Here is a 26,585-nt window from a genome sequence, read left to right as displayed (position 1 = left end):
GCTAGCTCGCCTCCTGGGGGAGCGTCGAGGATGTGGGGTGGTTCAGGTCTGCGGAGCCCGTGACGTGCTCCTGGGAGCCCGTGACGTGCTCCTGCCGGTACCAGTCGACCAGGGCGGGTACCGTCGCCCGCAGGGTCCGCCAGGCGCGCACCCCGGCCGGCAGGGTGCCGGGCCGCAGCAGTTCGTGCTCGGGGGTGTCCACCACCACCCGCAGCACCGCGACCGGCAGGACCGGGCGCACCTCCCGCAGCGCGGCCAGCACGGCCGCCGCCTCCATGTCGACGGCGAGCGCGCCCTGGAGGTGCAGGGCGCGCCGCTCGATGCCGCGCACCACGTGGTCGGCGGTGTGGTGCACCCCGGTGTGCGCGGTCAGGCCCTGTTCCTTGAGCGCCCGGGCCAGTTCCGGCCCGGAGTCGACCGGGTAGAGATGGCCCTCGGCGTCGCGCACGCCGTCGGCGGCCACCACCTCGCCGGGTGCCACGCCCGGTCCGACGGCGGCGCCGAAGCCCGCGACCACGACCGCGCCGTAGCCGCCCGGGGCGGAGCCGAGCAGCCGGCGCACGGCCGTCCCGGCGCGCCGCCGGCCGACCCCGGTGCGCACCAGCACCGGCGGTCCGCCGGCCGAGCCGCGCCAGTCACCGCCGCGCAGGGCCCACACCTCGGGGCCCAGGGCGCAGAGCACCAGCAGGGGGGCGGTGGTCACCGCGCCGCCCCGATCGTCGGGGTGCCGCCCGGCGACACCATGCCCGGGGCGCCGTTGAGGTAGCGGCCGAGCGCGGTGACCGGGAAGACCAGCCGGTAGAGGTGGTAGTTGATGGAGAAGTCCCAGGGGAAGCCGGTGCCGGTGAACTGCGGTTCGTCCCAGGTGCCCTCGGGCAGCTGGGTGCGCACCAGCCACTCCACCCCGCGTTCCACCGCCGGGTTGGTCCGGCCGTCCGGGCCCTCGCCCGCCGAGAGCAGTGCCATCAGCGCCCATGCGGTCTGCGAGGCGGTGGAGTCGCCGCGTCCGGCCCAGCGCGCCGGGTCGTCGTAGGAGCGCATGTCCTCGCCCCAGCCGCCGTCGGCGTTCTGCCGGTCCTCCAGCCAGCGCACCGCCCGGCGGATCGCCGGGTGCTCGTCCGGGACGCCGGCCGCGGCCAGGGCGGGCAGCACCGAGCCGGTGCCGTAGATGTAGTTGGTGCCCCAGCGGCCGAACCAGGAGCCGTCCGCCTCCTGGTTGCGCAGCAGCCACTCGATGCCGCGCCGGGTCCGCGGGTCCCGGGCCCGGCCGGTCTCGGCGAGCATCTCCACGACGTGGGCGGTGACGTCGGCGGACGGCGGGTCGACCACCTCGCCGAAGTCGCAGAACGGCAGCTTGTTCGGCAGCAGGCTGGTGTTGTCCACGTCGAAGGCGCCCCAGGCGCCGTTCTTGGACTGCATCCCGAGGTTCCACAGCACGCCCCGGTCCACCGCCGCGTCGACCCGGCCCTGGTCGGGGTGGGCGACCCGGCGCAGCGCCAGCACCACCTCGGCGGTGTCGTCGATGTCGGGGTAGGTGTCGTTCTCGAACTCGAAGGCCCAGCCGCCGGCCGGCAGGGCGGGCCGCTGGACGGACCAGTCACCGGGCTTGCGGATCTCCTCGGCGAGCATCCAGTCGACCGCGGAGACCAGCGCCGGGTGGTCGGCCGGCACCCCGGCGTCGACCAGCGCGATGGTGGCCAGGCAGGTGTCCCAGACCGGGGACTGGCAGGCCTCCATCCAGCGCATGCCGTCCTCGGTGTGCACGGTGAAGCGGTCGAAGGAGGAGAGCCCGGCCGTCATCACCGGGTGCTCCAGCTCGTAGCCCTCCAGGTGCAGGGCGATCAGCGAGTAGACGGCCGGCGGCTGGATGCCGCCCCAGCAGCCGTCCGCCTCCTGGCGCTCGACGATCCAGCGGCAGGCCTGGGCGACGGCGAGTCGGCGCAGCGGTCGGAAGGCCCGGCGGTGGTAGGCGTGCAGCACCTTGTCCAGGCGCTCGAACATGCCGTCCCAGCTGGTGGCGGGGGCGAACGGCCGGTCGGGGAAGGGGTGGTCCGGGTCGGTGTGCAGCTCGGTGAGCGCGAAGGGGGCCGGACGGACCGGGCGGTGGGCCGAGACGATGGTCAGCGGGACGATGGTCTGGCGGGCCCAGCAGCCGAAGGCGTAGATGTTCAGCGGCAGCCACTTGGGCAGGAAGATGATCTCGGGTGGCATCTCGGGCAGCCGTTCCCAGGGCCACCAGCCGAAGAGCGCGAGCCAGATCCGGGTGAACACCCGGGCGGCCGCGATGCCCCCGGCGGAGCGGACGTAGCGCGCGGCGGCCAGCATGTGCGGGGCGTTCGGGTCGTCGCCGGCGAGTTTGAGGGCGACGTAGGCCTCGACGGTGGTGGACAGTTCGGCCGGCCCGCCGTGGAAGGTGGCCCAGGTGCCGTCCTCCCGCTGCTGGGAGCGGATCCACTCGGCGGTGGCCCGGGTCTGCTCCTCGGTCCGGATGCCCAGGAACTGGCGGAGCAGTAAGTCCTCGGCGTCCATGGTGACGTTGGTCTCCAGGTCGCCCTTCCACCAGCCCTCGGAGGACTGCAGCGAGAGCAGGTGGGTGGTGGCACGCGCGAGCGCCTCGCGCGCGTCACCGGGCTGCCGGCCCGCCTCACCGACCGGCCGCGGCCGGTCGGTGTCCTCGGGCTGGCGCCGCCCCGCGCCCAACAGGGTCGGGGGGCGGTCGCCCACCGCGACCGGCTCGGAATCGTACTCAGGGTCGAGCCGGCCGTCCGCGGTTGCTGTCAACGTAACGTCACCTCTCTCGTACCACCACGAATTCGGCGAGTGCGACGAAGTGCTCGCGCACCCCGTCGGCCATGGGCACCTCGTCCAGGGCGGCGAGGGCAGTCGTGTGCTGGCGGCGGGCCTCCTCCTGGGTCCAGGCGCGGCCGCCGGCCTCCTCGATCAGCGCGGCCCGGGCGGCGAGCTCGGGCTCGCCCTCCTCACCGCGGCCCTTCGGGTCGGCGAGCTGCTCGGCCAGCCGGCGGGAGGCGGCCCCGCCCTCGGCCAGGGCGGCGGCGACCGGCAGGGACTTCTTGCGCTGGCGCAGGTCGCCCCAGTGCGGCTTGCCGGTGACCTCGGTCGCACCCCAGATGCCCAGCAGGTCGTCCACCGCCTGGAAGGCCAGGCCCAGGTGGTGGCCGTAGCGCTGGAGCGCGTCGGAGACCTTGTCGTCGGCCCCGGCCAGGACGGCGCCGATCGCCGAGGCGGCGGAGAGCAGGGCGGCGGTCTTGCCGCCCTCCATCTCCAGGCACTCGGCGACGGTGACACTGTCGCGCTGTTCGAAGGCGACGTCCATGGCCTGGCCGTCGATCAGTCGGCGGGTCGCCGTGGTGAGCAGCCGGACGGCCCGCGCGGCGTCGGTGGGGCTCGCGCCACCGGTCACCGCGGCGTCGAGCAGCACCTCCGTGCCGAGCGTCGCCAGGGCGTCGCCGACCAGGATCGCCTGGGCCGGCCCGAAGACCGTCCAGGCGGTGGCCCGGTGCCGCCGGGTCTCGTCACCGTCCATCAGATCATCATGAAGGAGGGAAAAGTTGTGCACCAGTTCAACCGCCACCCCACCGGGCACGCCCACCTCGGCCGCCGCACCGGCCGCCCGGGCCGACAGCAGCGCCAGGGCCGGGCGCACGGCCTTGCCGCCGTCGCCCTCCACCAGGGTGCCGTCCCGGTCGATCCAGCCGAAGTGGTACGCGGCGACGGTGTCCATGGGTGCGGCCAGACGGGCGACGGCGGCCCGGAGCGGCGGGGTGCAGAGCGTACGGCTGCGGGCGAGCAGCTCCGGCACGGAGACCGGTTCGGCGTGCGCCGTGCCTCCGACGGCGAAGCCGGTGCGTGACTCCACGTGCGTTCCCTCTCCCTCGTGGTGCCGGACCGCACGGGGCGGCCGGGTGCTGTCGGTGCGGCTGGTGCCAGTACGAGTGGTGCCAGTACGAGTGGTGCCAGTGCGGGTGGTGCCGGAACGAACGGTGTCGGTACGGCCGATGGGGCCGACGGTACGCCCGTCGGCTCTGGCGGGCTCTCCGGCGCCGGGGCCCACCGTCACCTCGGCCACCGCCCGTCGCCCCGGTCCACCGGCACCCGGGCGCCGGCCGCGGCGAGCGCGGCGTCGGCCGCGGCGTGGCCGCTGCGCACGGCGCCCTCCATGGTCGCGGGCCAGCCGGTGGCGGTCCAGGCGCCGGCCAGCAGCAGCCCGGGGACGCCGGTCGCGGCCGCCGGGCGCAGCGCGGCGCTGCCCGGGGCCCCGTCGAAGGTGGCGGTGCGCTCCCGGGTGACGAAGAAGTCCAGCACCTCGGCGCCCGCGGCGGCCGGGAGCAGCCGGGCCAGCTCGGGCAGGTAGCGGTCGCGGAGTTCGGCGACCGGCAGGTCGATCTCGTCCTGGACGGCGGACTGCGAGAGCGCCAGGTACTGGGCGCCCGGGTGGGTTCGGCCGATCGGGGTGCCGGCCAGGCCCGAGTGGGTGGTGCGGTCGAAGACCCATTGGACCGGGCTGTCGAGCGCGGCGAAGAACGGTCGGCGCAGCACCTTGCGGTCGTAGACCACGTGCACGTTGAGGATCGGCGTGGTGCCGAGGTCCGCCAGCCGCTGGGGGACGGCGCCCGGCGGCAGCAGGGCGGCCGCGGTGTCCTGGGCCCCGGCCAGCACCACGGTGTCGGCGGTGAGCAGCTCACCGCCCTCCAGCCGGACGGCGTGCTGGGGCGTGGCGGGCTTGAGCTCCGCGACCCGGGCGCGCAGCAGCACCCGCACGCCGGCGCGTTCCAGCTCGGCGAGCGCCCGGTCGTGGTGGATCACCCCGAGCGGAACGGCGGCGATGCCGATGTCGGAGGCCCCGGGGTCGGAGAGCAGGCCGGTCTTGAAGACCATCGCGGCGAGCGCCAGCGACACCTGGTCGGCCCGGGCGTTCAGGGTGGCCACGCCGACCAGGTCCCACAGGGCGGCCGTGGTGGCCGCGTTCTGCCCGTTGCGGCGCAGCCACTCGCCGAAGGAGAGCTCGTCCAGGGCCGGGTCGGCGAGGTCCAGGCCGTTCAGGGCGAGGGCGCCGCGGACCACCCGGGCCCGGTCGGCCGGGGACAGGTGGGGGTAGCGGGCCAGGCTGCCGGCCAGGTGCAGCGGGACGGGCAGACCGGCCCGGCGCAGTCGGCCGAGGGTGCGCACCGGGGCCCGGTCGGGGCCGGTGACGGAGAGCACCGGGACGTCCAGCCGGTCCTGGAGGTGGGTCATCCGGGTGGCGCCGAGGCGCTCCAGCAGGCCGCGGTAGGCGGTGCAGCAGCGCAGGAAGACGTGTTGGCCGTTGTCGACGGTCAGCTCGCCGCGCTGGAAGGAGAAGGCCAGGCCGCCGAGTCGGGGACGCCCCTCGGCGAGGGTGACGTCGTGGCCGGCCTCGGCCAGTCGCAGTGCGGTGGTGATGCCTGCCAGGCCGCCGCCGACCACGACGGCGGCCGGGCGTGCGGCAACGGCTCGCCCGGTCATCGACCCTCCCCCTCGCAGTCGCCGGACCGCCCGGCGGCGGTCGCGGTGGCCGGCCCGCTCGCGGCCGGCACCCTCGTGGTCAGCGACGTGGTCAACACGGCTCTACCCGGATGTGATTCCCCGCTGACACAGCGTGACAGAACTGTGACGAGATTCAAGAACGCCCCCCGGCGAGCCCGGAAAGCGCGACGTACGCCTTCTCCCAGCCCGGCAGCGAGACCCGGCCGCGCAGCACCGACTCGGGATCGGCGGCGATCCGGCCGAGCAGCCGGTGGTAGATCCCGGCCATCGCGGCGGTGCAGGCGCGGCTGCGGCGGTCGAGCATCGGCAGCAGGCGCAGGCCCTCCTCGAAGGCGGCCTGGGCGCGGGCGGCCTCGAAGGCCACCAGTCCGGTGAAGTCCGCGCCGACCGGCGGCTTGGGCAGCGCGAAGCCCTGCTCGCAGCCGAACCGGGCCAGGTCCTCGCTGGGCAGGTAGGTGCGGCCGGTCAGGGCGTCCTCGCGCAGGTCGCGCAGGATGTTGGTGAGCTGCAGGGCCAGGCCCAGGGTGTCCGCGTAATGCGCCCCGCGCTCGGGGTCGTCGCAGCCGTAGACGCCCAGCGAGAGCCGGCCGATCGCGCCCGCCACGCAGCGGCAGTAGACCTTCAGCTCCTCGTAGGTCTGGTACTCGGCGCCCTTGAGGTCCATCTCCACGCCGTCGATCAGCTCGTCGAAGCCGCCGAGCGGGATCGGGAAGCGCCGGGCCGCGTCGGCCAGGGCGACCTTGATCGGGTCGGTGTCGTCCTCGGCGACCGTGCCGGCGCGGACCTCGTCCACCAGCTCCCGGGTGCGCACCAGCGCCTCGGCCTTGCGGTCGGCCGGGAGGTCGCCGTCGCCGATGTCGTCCACCCGGCGGGCCAGCGCGTACAGGGCCGACATGGCCAGCCGCTTGGGTTCGGGAAGCAGCCGGATGCCGTAGCTGAAGTTGCGCGCCTGCAGCCCGGTGACTGCCTCGCAGTACCGGTACGCCGCCATGGTCGGGGCCGACGCCAGTGGTGATGCCGCCACTCGGGCGTTCACCTTCCCTTCGCGAAGATGGCCGCCGCCTTCATTGCGAGGCGGCGCTTGTCCGGCTTCGCCTGCCGGGCGAGTACGTCGTACCCGGCGTCCTCGACGGCCGCCAGGGCCGCGTAACCACCTGCGGTGAATCCCGCCAGGAGCAGTCGAAGCCTCCCCCGAACCGTACCTACCAATGGTGCGCCGTGGTCGAGCAGGGTGCGGGCCCGTTCGACCTCGAAGGCGATCAGTTCCCGAACCGCACCGGTCGCGGCGGGCTCGGCGAGCTCCTCCTCGGTGACGCCGAAGCGTTCGAGGTCCTCGGCGGGGAGGTAGATCCGGCCGCGGGTGAGGTCCTCGGCCACGTCCTGGATGTGTTCGACCAGCTGGAGGGCGGTGCAGATGGCGTCGGAGAGCTCGATCCGCTCGGGGGTGGAGACGCCGGCGATGGCCAGCACCAGGCGGCCGACCGGGTCCGCGGAGAGCGTGCAGTAGCCGACCAGGTCCTCGTAGCCGGCGTAGCGGGTGGTGGTCTGGTCCACCCGGTTGGCCTCGATCAGACGGCGGAACGGCTCGGGGGTCAGGCCGTGCCGGTCGACCAGCGGGACCAGCCGGGCCAGCAGCGGGTGGCGGGGCTGTTCGGCGCCGCCGGGACGCAGGGCGGACTCGAACACCCGGTCGAGGTCGTGCTCCAGTCCGTCCAGCAGTGCGAACCGGAAGGAGACCTCCGCCGGGCTCGGCGGGCCGGACTGGGCCGAAGGGGTGGCGGGGGGCCGCTGCTCGACCCCGAGCAGGGCGGCGGTGGCGGCCGGGTCGGCGAGGTCCCCGTCGCCGGCGTCGTCGACCAGCCGGGCGAAGCCGTAGACGGCCATCAGGTCGTCGCGCCAGGCCGCGGGCAGGAAGAAGGGGGCGACCGGGAAGTTCTCCGCACCCGCCTTGTCCAGGGTCTGTCCCGCGGAAGGGTTCACCGGCGTATCTCTGGGCTGGGCCGAAGCCGACACTGCAGTCACTCCCCCGTTCTACACCGCTGGGTACCACCGGTCCGACTCGGACACGCGTCCGAGCGCGGGCGTCACGCACGGCACACCGCCCCCGCGGCCCCCAGCCTGACACCCCGCGACGCGCCCGAGAAGAGCGCCCCGCCCGGCGCACGGTGGCGCTCACCCCCGCGGCGGCGGGCCACCCGGGGTAGGGCGGCACGCCGAAGGGCCGGTTCCGGAGTATTCCGGGACCGGCCCTTCGGTGCCAGGGCTTTTCGCGCGGACGGTTACGGGCGCTCGCCGCGCTCGTACCGGCCGACGACCTCCTCGGTCGGGCCGTCCATGACCAGCTCGCCGGCCTCGATCCAGATGGTCCGCTCGCAGACCTCGCGGATCGAGTTGTTGTCGTGGCTGACCAGGAAGACCGTACCGGCGGAGCCGCGCAGCTCGTCGATGCGGCGCTTGCTGCGCTGCTGGAAGGCCTGGTCGCCGGTGGCCAGCGCCTCGTCGATCAGCAGCACGTCGTGGGTCTTGGCCGCGGCGATCGAGAAGCGCAGCCGGGCGCCCATGCCGGAGGAGTAGGTGCGCATCGGCAGGGAGATGAAGTCGCCCTTGTCGTTGATGCCGGAGAAGTCGACGATCTCCTGGTAGCGCGCCTTCACCTGGGCCGGGGTCATGCCCATCGCCAGGCAGCCCAGAATGACGTTGCGCTCACCGGTGAGCTCGTTCATCAGGGCCGCGTTGACGCCCAGCAGCGAGGGCTGGCCGTTGGTGTAGATGCCGCCCTTCTCGGTCGGCAGCAGGCCCGCGATGGCGGACAGCATGGTCGACTTGCCGGAGCCGTTGGAGCCGATCAGACCGATCGCCTCGCCCTTGTACGCGGTGAAGCTGATGCCCTTCACCGCGTGCACCTCGCGCACGCCGGAGCCGCGCTTGCGGCTGAGGATGCGGCTGATCGCCGAGGTGGCGCTGCCCTTGCCGGAGCCGGCGCCGTGCACCCGGTAGACGATGTGCACGTCGTCGACGACGACGGTGGGCTCGCGGGCGATCTTGGTGTCCGTCACCACGTCGCGCTTGCTCAGGTCGGTGTCAGCCACGGCCGTACTCCTCCTCGGCCTTCCAGAAGAAGACGTATCCGATGATGAAGATCCCGACCGCCCAGGCGATGCCGTAGGTCCACTGGTGCGGCGGCAGGGTCTGGTGCACGGGCTGGTGCTTGTTGTAGATGACCGGCGCGAAGGCGTGGCGCAGCAGGTTCATGTAGACCGAGGCCGGGTTGAGGGCCATGATCGTCTGGATGGAGTGCGGCCAGCTCTGGATCTTGTCCTGGATGCTGAACATCACGCCGGACAGGAACATCCAGGCCCGCATCACGAACGGGATCAGCTGGGAGATGTCACTGGTCTTGGAACCGATCCGGGCGAAGATCAGCGAGACGCCGGTGTTGAACAGCGTCTGCAGCAGCAGCGCCGGGATGACCAGCAGCCAGGTCTTGCCCGGCGTGACGCCGCCCGCGAGCACGGTGATGACCAGGACCACCATCGAGATCAGCAGCTGCTGGAGCTGGATCACGGTGAAGGCGATCGGCAGGCTGGCGCGCGGGAAGTGCAGCGCCCGGATCAGGCCGAGGTTGTCGGAGATCGCCCGGGTGCCGGACTGCACGGCGTTCTGGGTGAACTGGAAGACGAAGACGCCGATGCACAGCCAGGAGATGTAGGTGTGCCCGGGGAAGCCCTGCTTGCTCGCCAGGATGACGCCGAAGACCAGGTAGAACACCCCGCAGTTGAGCAGCGGGGTCACGACCTGCCAGAGCTGGCCCAGCTTGGCGTCGGTGTACTGGGCCACCAGACGGGCGGTGGCGAAGGCCCAGATGAAGTGGCGCCGGCTCCAGAGCTGCTTGGTGTAGGCGAACAGTCCGGGGCGGGCACCGCTCACCGACAGACCGTACTTGTCCGCAAGCTGCTTGGGGGTCAGGCCCGCGTCCGCCCCCGTGGGGGCTGAGAGGCTGACGGGTTCACTCACTGTCGACACATTCGTCCTTCGCGCGGGATCGGTCGGGGCGGCCGGTCGGCGGGGTCCGCCGGCCTTGCGCCGATGGGGATCCACTGGGATCACGGGGGGAGGCCCGGCCGGTGTGTGGTCACCGGCCGGAAGCGATCGATCACCTGATCCAATCAGATGATCGGAGGTCGGCCCATCCTGGTCAGTCGCCAGACGGTACGCCATCGCATCGGCTTCCGCTGACCGCAGGGTTCGCGGAAGCCCGCCCGGAATCCGCTCAGCCAGGCCTTCAGCCCCTCCGCGGAGGGACGTCGGGCCAGGGTCAGCAGAAACCAGGTTCCCAGATAGAGAGGCACCAACGGGGCCGGAAGGTTCCGCCTCGCGAGCCAGACCCTGTTACGGGCCACGTTGTGGAAGTAGGTCGCGTGCCGGGCCGGCGACGTGGCGGGGTGGTGCAGCACCACGTCCGCGCGGTAGTCGATGGCCCAACCGGCGTCCAGGGCGCGCCACGCGAGGTCGGTCTCCTCGTGGGCGTAGAAGAACTCGGCGGGCAGCTGCCCGGCCTGCTCGAACACCTTGCAGCGCACGGCGCTCGCGCCGCCCAGGAAGGTGGTCACCCGGGAGGAGCGCAGCGGGTCGCTGGCGCGCAGCCGGGGGACGTGCCGGCGCTGGGTGACCCCGGTCTCCGGGTCCTCGATCCGGAAGGACACGATGCCCAGTTCCGGGTCGGAGGTGAAGGCCTCGCGCAGCAGCCGGGCCGAGTCGGTGCGCGGCAGCAGGCCGTCGTCGTCCAGGAAGAGGACGGCGTCCACCTCCCGGCCGTCCGGCCCGAACAGCTCGATGCCGACGTTGCGCCCGCCCGGGATGCCGAGGTTCTCCGGCAGCTCGACGCTGCGCACGCCCTCGGGCAGCTCGGACAGCCGGACGCCCTGGCCGACCACGGCGAACTCGACCGCCGGGCCCTCCTGGGCGCGGACCGATTCGATCAGGGCGTTGAGCTCGACCGGCCGGTTGCCCATGGTGATGATGACCGCGCCGAGGCGGAAGTCCTCGGCCGTCGTGGACGTGGAAGAAGTGGAAGTGTTCATCGGAGCCTGCTCGAAAGGACGATGCTCAACAGGTGCAGGACGGTCTGCAGCATGGCGATCGCCGCCAGCACCACGACCGCGAGGCGGGTGAAGAACAGCCCGCCGTGGACGGCGTCGCCGATCCCGGCCGCGAGGATGAACAGCGAGGCCTCGACCGCGCCGACCAGCCGGTGGAACTTCAGCAGGGAGGCCGCCTTGCGGGCCCTGGCCACCGAGGCCGAGCGCGGCACCGAGGCGCTGTCCTCGACCGCGGTCATGCCGCTGCGGGCCCGGGCGACGTCCACCAGGTCCGTCTCGGACTTGATCAGGATCGCGCCGAGCGCGGCCAGCGTGCCGAGGAACGCCCACTCCCAGTGCGAGCCGCTGCCCTCGCGGTGCAGCAGGTCGGTGGCGCGCAGGCCGAGGCCGGTCAGCAGGGCCGCCTCGGACATGTAGTGTCCGACCCGGTCCAGGTAGACCCCGGTGAGCGAGGTCTGCCGACGCCAGCGGGCCACCTCGCCGTCCACGCAGTCCAGCAGCAGGTAGACCTGGATCAGCAGCGCGCCCAGGACCGCGCCGGTGATGCCCGGCAGGACCAGGGCGGCGCCGGCCAGGATGCCGGTGAACATCATCAGGTAGGTCAGGCCGTTGGGCGTGATCGCCGTCACGGTGGACAGCACGCGGGTGATCCGCAGCGAGATCCTCCGCATGTACAGACGCCCGGCCCAGTGCTCGGCGCTGCGGCGCTGGAGCATGCCCTCCGGGTGGATCACCGCACGCAGTTCCTCGATCGAGGGCCTGCGGCTCAGGTCCACCGGGGGCCGCTCGGCACCCGCGGTGGAGGGGTCAGCTGTTGACGGCTTGGACATAGTCGGCGTACGCGTCCCTGATTGCGGAAGGGGAGAGGTCGAGGTGTTCCAGGATGGTGAAGCGCCCCGGGCGGGTGTTCGGAGCGTAGTGCACCGCCTCGGTGAACTCCGCTTCGCTGAAACCGATTTGAGCTGCGGTCACCGGCAGTCCATGGCTCGCCAGGCGCTCCACGATCAGACCGGTCAGCTCGCGCTCGCCCCGCAGGAAACTGGCGAACGCGGCGCCGAGGCCCACCTGTTCGCCGTGCTGGGCGGAACGCTTGGGGTACAGCACGTCCAGGGCATGCGAGATCTCGTGGCAGGCGCCCGAGGAAGGCCGGGTGCTGCCCGCGATGTTCATCGCGATGCCGGACAGTACCAGGGCTTCGGCGAGGGCCGTCAGGAGGTCCTGGTCCTGAGTGCTCCCCGGGTGCCGCAGCAGGTTCTCGCCCGCCGAACGGGCCATCGCGACGGCCAGTCCGTCCACCGGCTCGCCGGTGACCGCGTGCGACAACTCCCAGTCCGCGCAGGCCGAGATGTTGGAGACCACGTCGCCGATGCCGCCCGCCACGAAGCGCTGCGGGGCCTGCCGGATCACGTCCAGGTCGACCACGATGCCGATCGGGCTGGGCACCCCGTAGGAGCCCCGGCCGGTGTCGTTGTCGAGGGTGGAGACCGGCGAGCAGATGCCGTCGTGGGCCAGGTTGGTGGCCACCGCGACCACCGGCAGGCCGACCCGGGCGGCGGCGTACTTGGCGGCGTCGATGATCTTGCCGCCGCCGAGGCCGACGACCGCGTCGTAGTGCTTGCCGCGCATCTCCTCGGCGAAGCGCACCGCGCTGTCGAGGCTGCCGTCGTCCACGTTGTACCAGTCGGCGCCGGGCAGGGCGGGCTCCAGGCGCTCGCGCATCGCGGCGCCCGAGCCGTTGCTGATCGCCACCGCGATCCGGCCCGAGGCCGACAGCCGCTGGTCCGCCAGGATGCCGCCGAGCGCGTCCAGCGCGCCCGGGCGGATCTCGGCGAACAGCGGCGACGGGACCAGTCGGGTCAGTACTGGCACGCGATCTCCCGCGCCTTCGCCAGGTCGTCGTGGTTGTCGACCTCGACCCAGGACACCTCGCCGATCGGCTGCACGTCGATCCGCAGGCCCCGGTTCACCATCTCCTGGTAGCCGTCCTCGTAGTACAGCTGCGGGTCGCGCTCGTAGGTGGCGCGCAGCGCGTCGGTGAGGTCGGCGGCGGCGGACGGGTTGATCACGGTGACGCCGATGTACTCGCCGGTCGCCTCGGCCGGGTCCATCAGCTTGGTGATCCGGCGCATTCCGGTGGCCGGGTCGACGACGACCTTCATCTCCTCGTCGGCGAGCTTCTTCACCGTGTCGAGGGCGAGCAGGATGCCGGGGGCGCCGCCGTCCTCGGTCAGCCGCCGGTTGCCCTCCAGCATGGTGCGCTGGACGGAGGCCGGGTGGACGGTGTCGCCGTTGGCGAGCAGCAGGCCCTCGGCGAAGAGGTCGCGGGCGCACCACAGCGAGTAGGCGTTGTTCCACTCCTCGGCCTTGTCGTTCTCGACCAGGTGGAGCTTGACGCCGTACTTGCTCTCCAGGGCGTCCTTGCGGTCCTGGACGGCCTCCTTGCGGTAGCCGACGACGATCGCCGCGTCACGCAGCCCGACCTCGGCGAAGTTGCGCAGGGTGAGGTCCAGGACGGTCCGCTCCCCGTCGACCGGCACCAGCGCCTTGGGCAGGGTGTCGGTGTACGGGCGCAGCCGGCGGCCGGCGCCGGCTGCCAGAACGAGGCCGATCATGCGGGGTCTCCTGATCCGTCGTGCGTCGTGCGGTGCGCGCGGGATGTGCCGACGGTCACGGCGGCGCTCTGTCGGCCCCCGGACCGGCGTTCGGCCGGGCCCGACGGCGGCGCGCCGAACCGGCACAGATCCGGGCAGCGTTTCGTAAGTGATGGTAGGCGACCCGGGCGACCCACCCGAACTCGCCCGGAGGCGGCGAGGTGACGGTGGGGTGGAGGAGCGGTGATCGAACACGATGGGAACGGATACCGAACGGTTCTTCGAGACCAATGACCCTTCCGTGGACGACTCGGACCCTTCTCCGCCCGGATCCGGACTCCCCGTGGTCATGATCCGCCCGGATGTGCGTGGGACCCGTCCGGACCGCCACCCATACGGCAGACTGGGGATCGACGCCGGCGCCGGTGCCCCCGCTGTGTCCCGTGCACTCCACCCGGTGCACAGGACGCACCCGATGCTCCCGTTGCTCCCGCTCCCGAAAGAGGCCCCATGCCCCAGAGTCCGCCGACCGACCAGAGCCAGTTCGCCGCCGAGATCGACACCGGTCTGGACGTGGAGACCGACGTGACGGCCGACCCGGGGTCCTCCGCCGCCGCCGCGGGCGCCGAGATCCTGCTGGAACTGGTCGACGACGAAGGCGTCACGATCGGCACGGCCGAGAAGCTCTGGGCCCACCAGATGCCGGGCCGACTGCACCGGGCGTTCTCGGTGTTCCTCTTCGACCGCCAGGGCCGGATGCTGCTGCAGCGCCGGGCGCTCGGCAAGTACCACTCCCCCGGGGTCTGGTCGAACACCTGCTGCGGGCACCCGTACCCGGACGAGCCGCCGTTCGTCGCCGCCGCTCGGCGCACCGCCGAGGAGTTCGGCGTCGCGCCGGCCCTGCTCTGCGAGGCCGGGACGGTCCGCTACGACCTGCCGGACGAGGCCTCCGGGCTGATCGAGCGGGAGTGGAACCACCTGTTCGTGGGACTGGTGACCGGGCCGGCCGAGCCGAACCCGGAGGAGATCGACGACTACGCCTTCGTGACCGCGCAGGAACTGCGCGAGCTGCGGGCGGAGCGGCCGTTCTCGGTGTGGTTCGAGACGGTCTTCGAGGCCGCGCTGCCGGGGATCCGGGAGATCGCCGGGCGGGACTGGTAGCGGCCGCCGGCTCGTGGGGGTGCCCGTCCCGGTGGGGGCGGGCATCTCTGTTCGGTCGCCCGCGCCCGTGGGGGTGGCCGTCAGTGCTCGGGCTCCGGCGGGATGGGCAGCGAGGCCCAGATGACCTTGCCGCCCTCCCCCGTGTGTTCGACGTCGCACACCCCGCCGGCCTGCAGCGTGACGCTCTTCACCAGCAGCAGGCCGCGTCCGCCGGTCCGGCCGGTGTCGCTCTCCAGCGCCTTCGGGCGGTACGGGTCGCCGTCCTCGACCGAGATCCGCACCCAGCCCCGGCGCACCGACAGCTCGGTGGCCACCTCGGGGGACAGCTCGGCCGCGTGCTTGACCGCGTTGCCGACCAGCTCGGAGACGATCAGCAGCACGTCGTCCACCAGCTCCTGGTAGCGCACACCCGTCATGCCCAGGGCCAGCAGGCAGTCCCGCACCGCGTGGCGGGTGCGCGGCACGGACGCCTCGACGGCGGGCTCCCGGAAGTGCCACACGCCCTCGACCGGACCACCGGCCGGACCACCGACCGACCGCCGGCCGACCGACCGGCCGTCGCGTCTCGGCTCGGCCTTCGCCGCCCCGCTGATCTGCTCCACGTCCAGCCGCCCTTCGTCCGCGACCCGGGAATCAGGCGATCCGCATCATGGCGCCCTCGGTCCACAGAGGCTAGGAGAGCGCCCGGCGCGGCCGTGGCACCGTCGACAAGTTGCCCGTGTCGGATCGCTTCCGATCGGAATCGATCACGGGTGGGGGCGGAACCGATCGTTTGCTTCGCGCTCACCACCACTTCGGGCGGGGTTCGAGCGCCCGGCCGAGCGGTACCAGTCAGTCCTGCCGGGCCGGTCGTCCCGTTGCGGCGCGGGTGGGGCGGGCGGCGCGCGGGCCCGACGGTCGACCCGGCGGCCGGGCCCGGCGGCGGACCGTCGGGCCCGGCCGAGGAAACGCAGGTGAGAAGCACTCCAGAACCCTGGTAATGTTCTCTCTGTCGCCGAGGGGGCGAGGGAAAAACCCCCGAAGCACACACCCCGTCCGGGTGGCGGAATGGCAGACGCGCTAGCTTGAGGTGCTAGTGCCCTTTATCGGGCGTGGGGGTTCAAGTCCCCCCTCGGACACAACCGAAATTCCCCGTGGAATCCGAAAGGATCCTGCGGGGAATTTCCTTTTTCCGGCCGGATTCCCGATCCGCGCCGACCTCACTCCTCGATCCACCGCCGGTGGCGGTGTGGCGCTCGTCTCGCCAAGCGGAGCAGGACCGTCCGGAAATCGGACACGAGATGGCAACGATCGAGTGGTTTGAGCTTCCTCTGAGGTATTCGCCCCATTTCGGACCCTAGGCTGCTGGGGTTTGTCCGAAATACCGACCCAAAACCGCAAAAGCCCCGACACCACCACTGAACCCCGAGCGAGAGGACCGATACGTTGAGTGAGCCCGATTCATCGACGGCGTCACACCAGAACTACCGCCGATCGCTCGGCACCATCAGTCTGACCGCGGTCGGACTGGGGTCGATCATCGGTTCCGGCTGGCTCTTCGGCGCCGAGCGGGCGGCCAAGCTGGCCGGCCCCGCCTCGATCCTCGCCTGGGTGATCGGTGCCGCCGTGGCACTCACCATCGCCCTCACGTACAGCGAGCTGGGTTCGATGTTCCCCAAGGCCGGCGGCATGGTCCGGTACGGGCAGTACTCGCACGGCTCGCTGGCCGGCTACCTGGCCGCCTGGGCCAACTGGATCGCCATCGTCTCGGTCATCCCGGGTGAGGCCACCGCCTCCGTCCAGTACATGAGCTCCTGGCACTACGGCTGGGCCAAAGCCCTGTACGACGGCAAGGAGCTGAGTACCAGCGGCGTCGCACTGGCCAGCGTCCTGCTCCTGGTGTACTTCGCGCTGAACTGGTTCGCGATCACGCTGTTCGCCAAGACCAACACGGCGATCACCGTGTTCAAGGTCGTCGTGCCGACGCTGACCGCCGGCGCCCTGCTCTTCGCGCACTTCGACACCTCGCACTTCACCGACCACGGCGGCTTCGCGCCGAACGGCTGGAGCGCGGTGTTCACCGCCGTCGCGACCTCCGGCATCGTCTGGGCCTTCAACGGCTTCCAGTCGCCGCTCAACCTGGCCGGTGAGGCCCGCAACCCCGGCAAGTCGCTGCCGAAGGCCGTGATCAGCTCGATCCTGATCGCCCTGGTGATCTACATCGCGCTGCAGGTCGCCTTCCTCGGCGCCGTGCCGGACGAGGGCCTGGCCAACGGCTGGAGCGGCCTCGGCTACACCTCGCCACTGGCCGACCTCGCGATGGCCTGGGGCCTCAACTGGCTCGCCATGCTGCTGTACGCGGACGCCTTCGTCTCGCCGTCCGGCACCGGCATGATCTACGCCGCCACCACCTCGCGCATGATCCACGGCGTGCAGGAGAACGGCCACCTGCCGAAGGTCTTCGGCAAGGTCGACGCCAAGACCGGCATCCCGCGCCCCGCGCTGGTGCTCAACCTGGTGGTCGCCTTCCTGTTCCTCGCGGTCTTCCGCGGCTGGGGCTCGCTGGCCGAGATCGTCTCGGTGGCCACCGTGATCTCCTACATCACCGGCCCGGTCGCCGTGATGGCGCTGCGCCGACTCGCCCCCGACCTGCCGCGACCGGTGAAGCTCAAGGCCATGCCGGTGATCGCGCCGATCGCCATGGTGTTCGGCTCGCTGGTGCTGTACTGGGCCAAGTGGCCGCTCACCGGCAAGGTCATCCTGCTGATGGCCGCCGGCCTGCCGATCTGGGCCTGGTACGAGCTGCGCAAGCCGTTCCCCGAGCTGAAGCCGCACCTCAAGGCGGGCGCCTGGATGGTCGCCTACCTGTTCGTGATGGCCGGGATCTCCTGGGCCGGCAGCTCCGACTTCGGCGGACACGGGTACCTGCCGGAGGGCTGGGACCTGCTGATCGTGGCCGCGATCGGGCTGGCGTTCTACTACTGGGGCGTCGCCAGCGCCTGGGCCAACCCCTCGCTGGCCGAGGTGCGCCGGGAGCTGGAGACCGAGCCGGCGGCCGAGGCCGCCAGCGGGGCCGCGGAGGCCTCGCGGGTCTGAGCGGGTACGTGCTTCGAAGGGCCGGTCGGGATTCCGACCGGCCCTTCGGCGTCGCCGGCCCTTCGGCGTCGCGGGCCCTTCGGCCCGGCCGACCGTCCGGCGTCAGCCTCGGCGGGCGCGGCGGATCGCGGAGGTGACGACCGGGGGCAGCAGGTCCCTGGCGGCGCGCTTGGCGACGTTGACCGGGCGGCGGGCCTCGGCGGCGCGGGCGCGGCGGACCGCGAGGTCGAGCGCGGCCTCGTCCTGGGCCGTCCGCAGCGAGCCGCGGGACTCGGGGTGCCCGCCGCCCAGCCGCTGCACGTGACGGGAGCCGCGGAACGGCCCGATGCCCGTCGAGTCGCCGGTCATCCGCAGCAGCTGCCGGCCGTTCAGGGTCTCGGTGCTCAGGTAACAGCCGGACGCGAGGTCCACCCGGTCGAGCAGGTCGCGCTGGAACGGCTCCGGGTCGCCCCAGGTGCCGTAGAACTTGCACTCGGTGAGCATGATCGGCTTGAGGCCGTGGTTGAACACCGCCTCCCAGGTCGCGGCCGCGACGCCCGGGGTGTGCTGGGCGCGGTAGTCGTCCAGCACCACGACGCCCTGCTCCTGGAGCGCCGTCCGGGCCACCCGGAGGTCGTCCGCCACGTGCTCGTAGAGGTGCGAGGCGTCGATGTGGATGAAGCGGTACGCCCCGGCCGGGACCCGTCCGCCCGCCAGCACCGAGGTCGGGGCCTGGATGATCTCCGGCAGTTCCTCGTGGAAGGCCAGGTAGTTGGTCTCGAAGGCCGAGCGGGTCAGCGTCTTCCGGTAGGAGATGTTCATCTCGGAGGAGTTCTCGTCGTCCGGCGCGTCCGAGTCGAACAGGTCACAGACCGTGAAGGTCTCGCCGGGGTTGAGGTACTCGCCGATCACGATCGCGCTGCGACCGAGGTAGGCCCCCAGCTCCATCAGGTCACCGGTGACACCGTCCTTGGCCTGCCGCCCGAGGAACCACTCGAAGGAGTGCCGGTCGTGGTCCCAGAACCATCCCGGTACGTCCTCCAACACGGCTGGTCCGTCGGGCTGCTGCGATTCGCCCCTCAACGCGGTGTCGGTCACGGGATGCTCCTTAGCGGTACGGATGACCTGCGGGTTCTCAGCCACGCCTCGACGCGGCGGCGGCCCGCCCGGCCACCGAGATGTACCGGGCCCGCGACCGCCCATGCGTCGACCCTCCCCCGACAGTAGGCCCCACCACGGAGGGAGCTGCAATCTACAGCGGGTGCCGGGGCGCTGAGGAGGCCCCGGAGCCCACGAATTCCCGACGGGCCGTACCGGCGGGTCCGCGGCCGGACCTGAACCCCGGTCCGGTGGGCGGCGATGATCCGTTCCGCCCCGCTCCGTCGCTCCGTGTCACCGGGCCTGCGGATGGTCCTGGTCGCGCGCAGCCTTGGCCGCAGGCGGTCTACGTCGCGGGTGGCCTTGCTCGCGGGTGGCCTTGCTCGCGGGTGGCCGGATGGACGCTCAGGAGGCCACGGCGGCCGCCGAGTTGCCGGCGCCGACGACGGTCGGCGGTGGCCGGCGGTGGCGGCCGGCGTCGTGGGCGACCGGAACCGTTCGACGAGTGCACCGCACGGTTCGCCCGGGGGTAACCGACCGGTCCGCTCGGCGGGATTGGCTCTTGCGCGCGGCCGCCCGGCCGCCTTGACTGAGCTACTTACTAGCGCTGTTAGTTAAGACGCCTGACCAGCTGAGAGGACGGCCCCCCGTGCAGGAGCAGGAGTACGCGGAGTACGGCGACCAGTACATCGACGGTGCCTGGCGGCCCTCCCGGGACTCCGGATCGATCGCCGTGCTGAACCCGGCGACCGAGCGGGTGCTCGCCACCGTACCGGCCGGTGCGGCGGCCGACGTCGACGCCGCGGTGGCCGCGGCCCGCCGGGCCGCCCGCGGCTGGGCCGCCACCTCGCGCGAGGAGCGGATCGCGCTGCTGACCCGGCTGCGGGACGGGATCGCCGCCGCCCAGGCCGAGATCACCGCCACCGTGGTCGCCGAGTTGGGCGCCCCGGTCGGCTTCGCCGGGGCCGTGCACGCCGGGCTGCCGCTGACCGTGACGACCTCGTACCTGACGCTGCTGGCCGAGCACCCCTTCGAGGAGCGGATCGGCAACTCGGTGGTGCTCGCCGAGCCGGCCGGGGTGGTCGCGGCGGTCACGCCGTGGAACTACCCGCTGCACCAGATCGTGGCCAAGGTCGTCCCGGCGCTGGCGGCCGGTTGTCCGGTGGTGCTGAAGCCGGCCGAGGACACCCCGCTGGTGGCCCGGCTGTTCGCCCGGCTGGTGGACGAAGCCGGCTTCCCCGCAGGGGTGTTCAACCTGGTGACCGGCACCGGCGCGGTCGCGGGTGCGGCGCTCGTCGCCCACCCGGAGGTGGACGTGGTGTCCTTCACCGGCTCGACGACGGTCGGCCGGCAGGTCGCCGAGACGGCCGGGCGGGGGCTGAAGCGGGTCGCCCTGGAACTGGGCGGGAAGTCCGCCAACGTGGTGCTGCCGGGCGCCGACCTGGCCCGGGCGGTGAACGTGAACGTCGCCAACGTCTTCGCCAACTCCGGCCAGACGTGCAGCGCGTGGACCCGGCTGCTGGTCCACCAGGACCAGTACGAGGAGGCGGTCGGGATCGCCGCCAAGGCCGCCGAGAAGTACCTGCCGGGCGACCCGACCGACCCGCAGACCCGGGTCGGTCCGCTGGTCAACGCCCGGCAGCTGGAGCGGGTCCGCGGCTACCTGGAGGACGCGCTCGCGCAGGGCGCCCGGCCGGTGGCCGGCGGTCCGGAGCCGCTGCCCGGACTCCCGGCCGGCTTCTACGTCCGCCCGACCGTCCTCGCCGACGTCACCCCGGACCTGGCGGTGGCCCAGGAGGAGATCTTCGGCCCGGTGCTGAGCATCATCGCCTACCGCGACGAGGAGCACGCCGTCGAGATCGCCAACGGCACGGTCTACGGGCTGGCGGGCGGCGTCTGGGCGGCGAACACCGAGATCGCCGCCGCCTTCGCCCGCCGGCTCGACACCGGCCAGGTCGACCTCAACGGGGGCCGCTTCAACCCCCTTGCGCCGTTCGGCGGTTACAAGAGCTCCGGGCTCGGCCGGGAGCTGGGCCGGTACGGGCTGGAGGAGTTCCTCCAGTACAAGTCGCTGCAGTACTAGCCGCGGTACCGGCCACGCTGCCGAGCGCGGTCCTGGCCAAGGCGCCGGACGCGGTACTGCCCGCGCTACCGGTCGGGTCGACCCGGGGCTGCCGAACTCGGCGTCGGCGGCCCCGGGTTCGGGCCCGGGGAGGTCAGACCAGGTCGACGCCCGGGTAGAGCGGGAAGGGCGCGAGGAGGTCGGCGGCGCGCTTGGCCACGCCATCGCGGAGGGCCTCGTCGAGGGCGTAGTTCGCCTTGGACGGGGCACCGCTGGCAGCGGCGGTCGGCGTGGTGCCACGCAGGACGGTGTCGATCAGGGCGGCGATCTCGTCCATCTCGCCGGTGCCCAGGCCACGGGTGGTGAGCGCCGGGGTGCCCAGGCGCACGCCCGAGGTGTACCAGGCGCCGTTCGGGTCCTGGGGGACGGAGTTGCGGTTGGTGACGATGCCCGAGTCGAGCAGCGCCGCCTCGGCCTGACGGCCCGTCAGGCCGTAGCCGGAGACGTCGGCGAGCACCAGGTGGTTGTCGGTGCCGCCGGTGACCAGCTTGCCGCCGCGGCGCAGCAGGCCCTCGGCGAGCGCCCGGGCGTTGTCGACCACGGCCTGGGCGTAGGCCCGGAACTCCGGGCGGCGGGCCTCGGCGAGGGCGACGGCCTTGGCGGCCATCACGTGGGAGAGCGGGCCGCCGAGCACCAACGGGCAGCCGCGGTCGACGTGTTCGGCCAGTTCGGTGGTGCTGAGCACCATGCCGCCGCGCGGGCCGCGCAGGGACTTGTGGGTGGTCGTGGTGACGATGTGGGCGTGCGGCACCGGGTCGTGGTCGCCGGTCAGCACCTTGCCCGCGACCAGGCCGGCGAAGTGCGCCATGTCGACCATGAGGGTCGCGCCGACCTCGTCCGCGATCTCCCGCATCCGACGGAAGTCCACCAGGCGCGGGTACGCGGAGTAGCCGGCCACCAGGATCAGCGGGCGGAACTCGCGGGCGGTCTCGCGCAGCGCGTCGTAGTCGATCAGGCCGGTGGCCGGGTCGGTGCCGTAGCTGCGCTGCTCGAACATCTTGCCCGAGATGTTGGGGCGGAAGCCGTGGGTGAGGTGGCCGCCGGTGTCCAGGGACATGCCGAGCATCCGCTGGTTGCCGAGCTGCTGGCGCAGTTCGGCCCAGTCCTGCTCGGTGAGGTCGTTGACGTTGCGGACCGCGGCGCGCTCCAGGGCCGGGCTCTCGACCCGCTGGGACAGTACGGCCCAGAACGCGGTGAGGTTGGCGTCGATGCCCGAGTGCGGCTGGACGTAGGCGTGTTGGGCGCCGAACAGCTCGCGGGCGTGCTCGGCGGCGATCGCCTCGACGGTGTCGACGTTGCGGCAGCCGGCGTAGAAGCGCCGGCCGACGGTGCCCTCGGCGTACTTGTCGCTGAGCCAGTTGCCCATGGCGAGCAGCACGGCCGGGGAGGCGTAGTTCTCGCTGGCGATCAGCTTCAGCGAGGCGCGCTGGTCCTCCAGCTCCCGGCCGATGGCGGCGGCGATCCGCGGCTCGACGCCGGCCACGACGTCCAGGGCGCTGCGGAAGGCGATGTCGGCCGCGGGGGCGGCGGCGGTGTGGGGTGTCTGCTCGTGCTGGGCCATGGCGGTCTCCTGACGGGGATGCGGGTGGCCCAGGCGCTCGGCAACCGACGTGAGGATTCACGGGACCGCTTCCCGATGGTCGATTCCATCCCTACGCGCCAGTCGCGGTCCACCGGGATCGTACCAACACCCCGGGGACTGTGGCGGAGGTCTCAGAATGCGGAACGGGCCGCCCGGTTCACGGCGTTATGTCCGTTCTCCTGCAACGGCCGTGTTGCGGCGAAATGAAGCCGCCACAATTCCCGAAACAGTGCCGAAGGAATTCCATCGGAGCGCCTTCCGATGATTTGCGGAACCTCGGACGTATCCGATCTGATGGCGCTCGAACGGCCGCCGGGAAACCCCTGGGGACGGTTCGGAAATGCCCACCAGCGCACCCTCACCCATGGGGCGGCGGAGAATTCGGGGAGTACGCCTCTCATGGCAGCGGTCGACACAGTCGCAGTTTCCGGCACGGCCTCCGGGCCCGCCGCCCCGAGCCTGCCGCGCCGGATCCTGCGCGACCCGACCGGCGCCGTCGCGGCCGCCGTCGTGCTGCTGTTCCTGGTGCTCGCCCTCGCCGCTCCGCTGATCGCCGCCCTGTACGGCAAGAACCCGGTCGAGCACTACGGCCAGAACGCTCCGGGCCTGCTCAGCGACGGCGGCCTGCCGATGCTGCCGAACGGCGGGATCTCCGGCGAGTTCTGGTTCGGCCTGGAACCGGGCCTCGGCCGGGACGTGTTCACCCAGCTGCTCTACGGCATCCGCACCTCACTGCTGATCGCCCTCGCGGCGGCCGCCGTGACCACCACGCTCGGCGTGCTGGCCGGGGTCGCGGTCGGTTATCTCGGCGGAATCGCGGACCGGTTGTTCGGCTTTCTCGCCAATGTGCTGCTGGCCTTTCCGACGCTGCTCCTGCTGCTCGCACTGAGCCCGGTCATCCAGTCCCGACTGGTCGACCCGGGCACCGCGGAGCCGGAGTGGATGCAGTTCCTGGTGCTGATCCTGGTCTTCTCCGCGTTCGGCTGGATTCCGCTCGCGCTTTCCCTCCGGGCCACCGTCCGATCGCTCCGGGAAAGGGATTTCGTGCAGTCCGCCCGGGCGCAGGGGGCGAGCCGGTTCCATGTCGTCGTCCACGAACTGCTGCCGAACGTCCGCTCCCAGCTGCTGGTGCACGCCACCATGGCGGTGCCGACCTTCGTCGCCTCCGAGGCCGCGCTGTCCTTCCTCGGCGTCGGCGTCACCGAGCCCGTCCCCGACTGGGGCCGGATGATCGCGCGCGGCTCGGAGGTGTTCCAGGCCGACCCGACCTACCTGGTCTTCCCCGGCGCGGCGCTGCTGCTGTTCGTGCTCGCCTTCAACCTGCTCGGCGACGCCGTCCGGGACGCGCTGGACCCGCGTCGCGGCCGCTGAACCGCCGCCCTCCGTCTGTTCTCCCCTTCCCTTCCCTTCCCTTTCTCTCTCCCTTCCCGCCCGCTCGACCACTCCTGAGGAATCTCGCCATGCGCTGGACCAGACCGTCGCTCGCCGTCATCGCCACCGCCCTGCTGGCGACCTCCTGCTCGGCCGGCGCGGGCAGCACCGGCTCCGCCGCGGGCGGGGCCCCCGCCAAGGAGACCTCCCCGCTGACCGCCGCGCTCGGCACCGAGAAGGACAGCGCCGGCCCCGCCCCGGCCGTCCCCGGCGCCCGCCCGGGCGGCACGGTGAACGTGTACAACAGCGTCGAGTTCCGCCACCTGGACCCGCAGAAGGTCTACGCCGGCGCCGCCTACAACGCCTCGCTGCTCTGGGGCCGCCAGCTGACGCAGTATCAGATCGTGGACGGCAAGGCCAGGTTGGTCGGCGACCTGGCCACCGACACCGGCACCGCGACCGACGGCGGGCGCACCTGGACGTACCGGCTCAAGGAGGGCGTGGCCTGGGAGGACGGCAAGCCGATCACCGCCCAGGACGTCAAGTACGGCATCGAGCGCACCTTCGGCAAGGGCTACGAGGTCGGCCCGCCGTACTGGCCGCAGTGGCTCACCGGTGCGCCCGACTACGAGTCGGCGCGGGCCAAGTACGCCGGTCCGCAGTCCGGTGACCTCGACGCGATCGAGACCCCGGACGCGCGCACCGTCGTCTTCCACTTCCCGCAGCCGCAGGCCGACGTGCCGTACATGGCCGCCCAGTCCTCCTCCTCGCCGGTGCGCCGGGACAAGGACACCGGGACGGGCTACGACCGGCTGCCGTTCGCCACCGGCCCGTACCGGATCGTCGAGCACGTCCAGAACACCCGCATGGTGCTGGAGCGCAACCCGGCCTGGAAGGCGGAGACCGACCCGGTCCGCAACCAGTACCCGGACAAGTTCGTGTTCACCTACGGCAAGGAGACGCTCAACCTCAACCAGCAGATCCTCTCCGGGCGCGACGGCGGCGCCGACGCCACCACCGCCGCCGACACCCTCTCCCCCGAGCTGTACCAGACCGCCGACACCGACCCCAAGGCGAAGGAACTCGTCGTCTCCGGCCGCCAGGGCGCCTTCGTCACCCAGCTGGTGGTCAACAACGAGCGGGTGCCGGACGTCGAGGTGCGCAAGGCGCTGAACCTGGCCTACCCGCGCCAGCAGGCCCGGCAGGTGCAGGGCGGTTCCCGGATCGGCGAGCTGGCCAGCACGCTCAGCTCGCCGGCGCTGATCGACTGGCAGAAGTACGACCTCTACCCGGCCAAGCCCGAGGGCGACCCGGAGGCCGCCAAGGCCGAGCTCGCCAAGGCCAAGCAGGCGCCGGCGAGCCTGACCTACGCGTACAAGAACACCCCGAACGGGCAGCGGGTCGCCCAGGTGCTGGTGGACGGCTTCGCCAAGGCGGGTCTGACCGTGGTGCCCAAGCCGATCGACCCCAAGGCCTACCTGGACGAGGTGCACCGCGCCGACTCGCCGTACGACCTGTTCGAGGAGACCAGCTCGGTCGACTGGCCGACCCCGTCCACCCTGATCCCGTTCTCCTTCGACGGCCGGGCCGGCGGCGACGTCAACTCCGCGCGCTACCGCAACCCGGAGGTCGACAAGGAGATCGACCGGATCAACCAGATCGGCGAGCCGCGCGCCAAGGCCAAGGAGCTGTACGCGCTGGAGCAGACCGTGATGAAGGACCTGCCGGTGCTGCCCTTCGCCTACCCGACCACCACTCAGCTGCGCGGCAACAACGTCGGCGGGGCGTTCATCCACCCGATCTACGGGACGGTCGGGCTGACCTGGCTGTATCTGAAGTCCTGAGTCCGAACACCTGAGGCGGTGGGGACCCGGGCCGGATCCCCACCGCCTCGGCCACCTCCACCGCTTGCACCGCTTCCACCGCCTTCCTCCCCCGTCCCGTCGACCCCGGATCGGCCATGCTCTCCTTCGCCCTGCGGCGGACCCTCCAGGCGCTCGGCGTCCTGGTCACGGTCTCCGCCGCCGCCTTCGCCCTGTTCTACGCCGCGCCCGCCGACCCGGCCCGGGCCGCCTGCGGCCCGCGCTGCGACAGCGGGCAGATCGCCGCGGTGCGCCAGAGCATGGGCCTGGACCAGCCGTTGCTCGCCCAGTACACCGATTACCTGGTCGGCGTGGTGGCCGGGCGGGACATCAACGACGTGGACGGCTCGGTCATCCACTGCGCGGCCCCCTGCCTCGGGTACTCCTACCGACTGCACCAGCCCGTCGCCGAGGCGCTGGCCGACCACCTGCCGGTCACCTTCTCGCTGACCGCCGGGGCGCTCGCCGTCCTGCTGGTGCTCGGCCTCGGCACCGGGTTCGTCTCGGCGCTGCGGCACGGCCGCCGCACCGACCGGCTGCTCTCCGGCTTCACCCTGGTCGGCGCGAGCGTGCAGATCTACTTCCTCGGGTACGTCGCGCAGTGGGCGCTGGTGTACTCGACGGGCCTGCTGCCGCTGCCCTCCTACACCCCGCCGGGCAAGGACCCGGCCGCCTGGGCGGGCGGGATGCTGCTCCCCTGGCTCGTCCTCGGTTTCGTCAACTCGGCCGTGTTCGCCCGGCTTTCGCGCTCCCAGCTGCTGGAGACGATGAACGAGGAGTACGTCCGGACCGCCCGCGCCAAGGGGCTGGGACGGCTGCGTGCCCATCTGAAGTACACCTCGCGCGGCGCCGCCGGGCCGCTGGTGCAACTGCTCGGCCTGGAGGCCGGGGTGCTGCTCGGCGGGGCGGTGATCACCGAGACGGTGTTCGGGCTGAACGGGATCGGGCGGTTCGCCGCCCAGGCCGTGTCCGGACAGGACCTGCCGGCCGTGGTCGGCACGGTGCTGCTGGCCGCCTGCTTCGTGGTGCTGTTCGTCGCGCTGGCGGACCTGGCGGTGGCCTGGCTCGACCCGCGCATCCGACTGAGCTGAGGGGAACCGATTCGATGAAGTCTCTTGATTC

Annotated in this window: 21 protein-coding genes, 1 tRNA gene and 1 riboswitch; of the genes, 7 read left to right on the top strand and 15 right to left on the bottom strand. The window is 72.3% G+C overall.

Annotated features, from left to right (window positions below):
* Nucleotide 1 precedes the first annotated feature (1 nt).
* The 12 genes from ACIP4P_RS33985 to ACIP4P_RS33930 all read right to left on the bottom strand — a co-directional run bounded on the left by ACIP4P_RS33985 (nucleotide 2) and on the right by ACIP4P_RS33930 (nucleotide 13,234).
* Complete coding sequence (locus ACIP4P_RS33985) at nucleotides 2-703, bottom strand: 1-hydroxy-2-methyl-2-butenyl 4-diphosphate reductase (protein WP_400925103.1); 702 nt, start codon at nucleotides 701-703, stop codon at nucleotides 2-4.
* Nucleotides 700-2,781: a squalene--hopene cyclase gene (gene shc, locus ACIP4P_RS33980; RefSeq protein ID WP_400925101.1), complete on the bottom strand. Its 2,082-nt coding sequence runs from the start codon at nucleotides 2,779-2,781 to the stop codon at nucleotides 700-702. The genes ACIP4P_RS33985 and shc overlap by 4 nt, the downstream gene beginning before the upstream one ends.
* Before the next feature lie 7 nt (nucleotides 2,782-2,788).
* The gene (locus ACIP4P_RS33975; protein ID WP_400925099.1) at nucleotides 2,789-3,877 is read right to left on the bottom strand and encodes a polyprenyl synthetase family protein; all 1,089 of its coding nucleotides are present in this window, start codon (nucleotides 3,875-3,877) and stop codon (nucleotides 2,789-2,791) included.
* 197 nt (nucleotides 3,878-4,074) lie between these two features.
* The gene (gene hpnE / locus ACIP4P_RS33970; protein ID WP_400925097.1) at nucleotides 4,075-5,502 is read right to left on the bottom strand and encodes a hydroxysqualene dehydroxylase HpnE; all 1,428 of its coding nucleotides are present in this window, start codon (nucleotides 5,500-5,502) and stop codon (nucleotides 4,075-4,077) included.
* Nucleotides 5,503-5,656: 154 nt separating this feature from the next.
* A complete protein-coding gene (gene hpnD, locus ACIP4P_RS33965) occupies nucleotides 5,657-6,514 on the bottom strand; it encodes a presqualene diphosphate synthase HpnD (RefSeq protein ID WP_400925183.1) in 858 nt (285 codons plus the stop codon).
* A 41-nt stretch (nucleotides 6,515-6,555) separates the two neighbouring features.
* The gene (hpnC, locus tag ACIP4P_RS33960; protein ID WP_400925095.1) at nucleotides 6,556-7,503 is read right to left on the bottom strand and encodes a squalene synthase HpnC; all 948 of its coding nucleotides are present in this window, start codon (nucleotides 7,501-7,503) and stop codon (nucleotides 6,556-6,558) included.
* A 299-nt stretch (nucleotides 7,504-7,802) separates the two neighbouring features.
* The gene (locus ACIP4P_RS33955) at nucleotides 7,803-8,612 is read right to left on the bottom strand and encodes an ABC transporter ATP-binding protein (protein ID WP_400925093.1); all 810 of its coding nucleotides are present in this window, start codon (nucleotides 8,610-8,612) and stop codon (nucleotides 7,803-7,805) included.
* Entirely contained in the window at nucleotides 8,605-9,546 is a 942-nt protein-coding gene (locus tag ACIP4P_RS33950) for an ABC transporter permease (RefSeq protein WP_400925091.1), read from the bottom strand. The genes ACIP4P_RS33955 and ACIP4P_RS33950 overlap by 8 nt, the downstream gene beginning before the upstream one ends.
* 143 nt (nucleotides 9,547-9,689) lie before the next feature.
* Nucleotides 9,690-10,604, bottom strand: a complete 915-nt coding sequence (locus ACIP4P_RS33945) for a glycosyltransferase family 2 protein (RefSeq protein WP_400925089.1) — start codon at nucleotides 10,602-10,604, stop codon at nucleotides 9,690-9,692.
* Complete coding sequence (locus ACIP4P_RS33940) at nucleotides 10,601-11,338, bottom strand: CDP-alcohol phosphatidyltransferase family protein (RefSeq protein ID WP_350512825.1); 738 nt, start codon at nucleotides 11,336-11,338, stop codon at nucleotides 10,601-10,603. Before ACIP4P_RS33940 ends, ACIP4P_RS33945 begins: the two co-directional genes overlap by 4 nt.
* 91 nt (nucleotides 11,339-11,429) lie before the next feature.
* Nucleotides 11,430-12,491 carry an iron-containing alcohol dehydrogenase family protein gene (locus tag ACIP4P_RS33935; RefSeq protein WP_350512770.1) on the bottom strand — a complete coding sequence of 354 codons (1,062 nt, stop codon included), beginning with the start codon at nucleotides 12,489-12,491 and terminating at the stop codon, nucleotides 11,430-11,432.
* A complete protein-coding gene (locus tag ACIP4P_RS33930) occupies nucleotides 12,479-13,234 on the bottom strand; it encodes a sugar phosphate nucleotidyltransferase (protein ID WP_400925087.1) in 756 nt (251 codons plus the stop codon). The genes ACIP4P_RS33935 and ACIP4P_RS33930 overlap by 13 nt, the downstream gene beginning before the upstream one ends.
* A gap of 489 nt (nucleotides 13,235-13,723) precedes the next feature.
* Here ACIP4P_RS33930 and idi point away from each other — a divergent pair, with 489 nt between their 5' ends.
* Nucleotides 13,724-14,374, top strand: a complete 651-nt coding sequence (gene idi, locus ACIP4P_RS33925; protein WP_400925085.1) for an isopentenyl-diphosphate Delta-isomerase — start codon at nucleotides 13,724-13,726, stop codon at nucleotides 14,372-14,374.
* Between the two features lie 80 nt (nucleotides 14,375-14,454).
* On the opposite strand, the gene ACIP4P_RS33920 is transcribed toward idi, so the two are convergent.
* Entirely contained in the window at nucleotides 14,455-14,976 is a 522-nt protein-coding gene (locus ACIP4P_RS33920) for an ATP-binding protein (protein ID WP_400925083.1), read from the bottom strand.
* 431 nt (nucleotides 14,977-15,407) lie between these two features.
* Here ACIP4P_RS33920 and ACIP4P_RS33915 point away from each other — a divergent pair.
* Nucleotides 15,408-15,492 (top strand) — tRNA-Leu (locus ACIP4P_RS33915).
* A 307-nt stretch (nucleotides 15,493-15,799) separates the two neighbouring features.
* On the top strand, nucleotides 15,800-17,449 hold the full coding sequence (locus tag ACIP4P_RS33910; protein ID WP_400925081.1) for an APC family permease: 1,650 nt from the start codon (nucleotides 15,800-15,802) through the stop codon (nucleotides 17,447-17,449).
* A 102-nt stretch (nucleotides 17,450-17,551) separates the two neighbouring features.
* On the opposite strand, the gene ACIP4P_RS33905 is transcribed toward ACIP4P_RS33910, so the two are convergent.
* Nucleotides 17,552-18,526 (bottom strand): class I SAM-dependent methyltransferase, encoded by a 975-nt coding sequence (locus tag ACIP4P_RS33905; RefSeq protein ID WP_400925079.1) that lies wholly within the window; start codon nucleotides 18,524-18,526, stop codon nucleotides 17,552-17,554.
* Nucleotides 18,527-19,175: 649 nt separating this feature from the next.
* Between ACIP4P_RS33905 and ACIP4P_RS33900 the strand changes: the two genes are divergently transcribed.
* A complete protein-coding gene (locus tag ACIP4P_RS33900; RefSeq protein WP_400925077.1) occupies nucleotides 19,176-20,609 on the top strand; it encodes an aldehyde dehydrogenase family protein in 1,434 nt (477 codons plus the stop codon).
* 133 nt (nucleotides 20,610-20,742) lie between these two features.
* Here the strand turns inward: ACIP4P_RS33900 and ACIP4P_RS33895 are convergent, their stop codons facing one another.
* Complete coding sequence (locus ACIP4P_RS33895; RefSeq protein ID WP_400925075.1) at nucleotides 20,743-22,209, bottom strand: glycine hydroxymethyltransferase; 1,467 nt, start codon at nucleotides 22,207-22,209, stop codon at nucleotides 20,743-20,745.
* 20 nt (nucleotides 22,210-22,229) lie between these two features.
* Nucleotides 22,230-22,325, bottom strand: a riboswitch (ZMP/ZTP riboswitch).
* Nucleotides 22,326-22,629: 304 nt separating this feature from the next.
* Between ACIP4P_RS33895 and ACIP4P_RS33890 the strand changes: the two genes are divergently transcribed.
* The 3 genes from ACIP4P_RS33890 (at nucleotide 22,630) to ACIP4P_RS33880 (ending at nucleotide 26,554) form a co-directional block, all read left to right on the top strand.
* On the top strand, nucleotides 22,630-23,601 hold the full coding sequence (locus ACIP4P_RS33890; RefSeq protein ID WP_400925073.1) for an ABC transporter permease: 972 nt from the start codon (nucleotides 22,630-22,632) through the stop codon (nucleotides 23,599-23,601).
* A gap of 89 nt (nucleotides 23,602-23,690) precedes the next feature.
* Entirely contained in the window at nucleotides 23,691-25,445 is a 1,755-nt protein-coding gene (locus tag ACIP4P_RS33885) for an ABC transporter substrate-binding protein (protein ID WP_400925071.1), read from the top strand.
* Between the two features lie 116 nt (nucleotides 25,446-25,561).
* The gene (locus ACIP4P_RS33880; protein ID WP_400925069.1) at nucleotides 25,562-26,554 is read left to right on the top strand and encodes an ABC transporter permease; all 993 of its coding nucleotides are present in this window, start codon (nucleotides 25,562-25,564) and stop codon (nucleotides 26,552-26,554) included.
* The last annotated feature ends 31 nt before the right edge of the window (nucleotides 26,555-26,585 follow it).

It is taken from the genome of Kitasatospora sp. NPDC089509 (genome assembly GCF_044749365.1).
In the GTDB taxonomy this organism is placed as follows: domain Bacteria; phylum Actinomycetota; class Actinomycetes; order Streptomycetales; family Streptomycetaceae; genus Kitasatospora.
Note: the sequence above shows the minus strand (reverse complement) of the source record. Positions and strands in the feature narration are given on the sequence as shown.

What these genes read in the sequence shown, in the direction of transcription:
- hpnE (WP_400925097.1), bottom strand. Translation starts at nt 5,502, where the DNA reads ATGACCGGGCGAGCCGTTGCCGCACGCCCGGCCGCCGTCGTGGTCGGC.
- hpnD (WP_400925183.1), bottom strand. Translation starts at nt 6,514, where the DNA reads ATGGCGGCGTACCGGTACTGCGAGGCAGTCACCGGGCTGCAGGCGCGC.
- ACIP4P_RS33945 (WP_400925089.1), bottom strand. Translation starts at nt 10,604, where the DNA reads ATGAACACTTCCACTTCTTCCACGTCCACGACGGCCGAGGACTTCCGC.
- ACIP4P_RS33940 (WP_350512825.1), bottom strand. Translation starts at nt 11,338, where the DNA reads ATGCTCCAGCGCCGCAGCGCCGAGCACTGGGCCGGGCGTCTGTACATG.
- ACIP4P_RS33930 (WP_400925087.1), bottom strand. Translation starts at nt 13,234, where the DNA reads ATGATCGGCCTCGTTCTGGCAGCCGGCGCCGGCCGCCGGCTGCGCCCG.
- idi (WP_400925085.1), top strand. Translation starts at nt 13,724, where the DNA reads ATGCCCCAGAGTCCGCCGACCGACCAGAGCCAGTTCGCCGCCGAGATC.
- ACIP4P_RS33895 (WP_400925075.1), bottom strand. Translation starts at nt 22,209, where the DNA reads ATGGCCCAGCACGAGCAGACACCCCACACCGCCGCCGCCCCCGCGGCC.
- ACIP4P_RS33890 (WP_400925073.1), top strand. Translation starts at nt 22,630, where the DNA reads ATGGCAGCGGTCGACACAGTCGCAGTTTCCGGCACGGCCTCCGGGCCC.
- ACIP4P_RS33885 (WP_400925071.1), top strand. Translation starts at nt 23,691, where the DNA reads ATGCGCTGGACCAGACCGTCGCTCGCCGTCATCGCCACCGCCCTGCTG.
- ACIP4P_RS33880 (WP_400925069.1), top strand. Translation starts at nt 25,562, where the DNA reads ATGCTCTCCTTCGCCCTGCGGCGGACCCTCCAGGCGCTCGGCGTCCTG.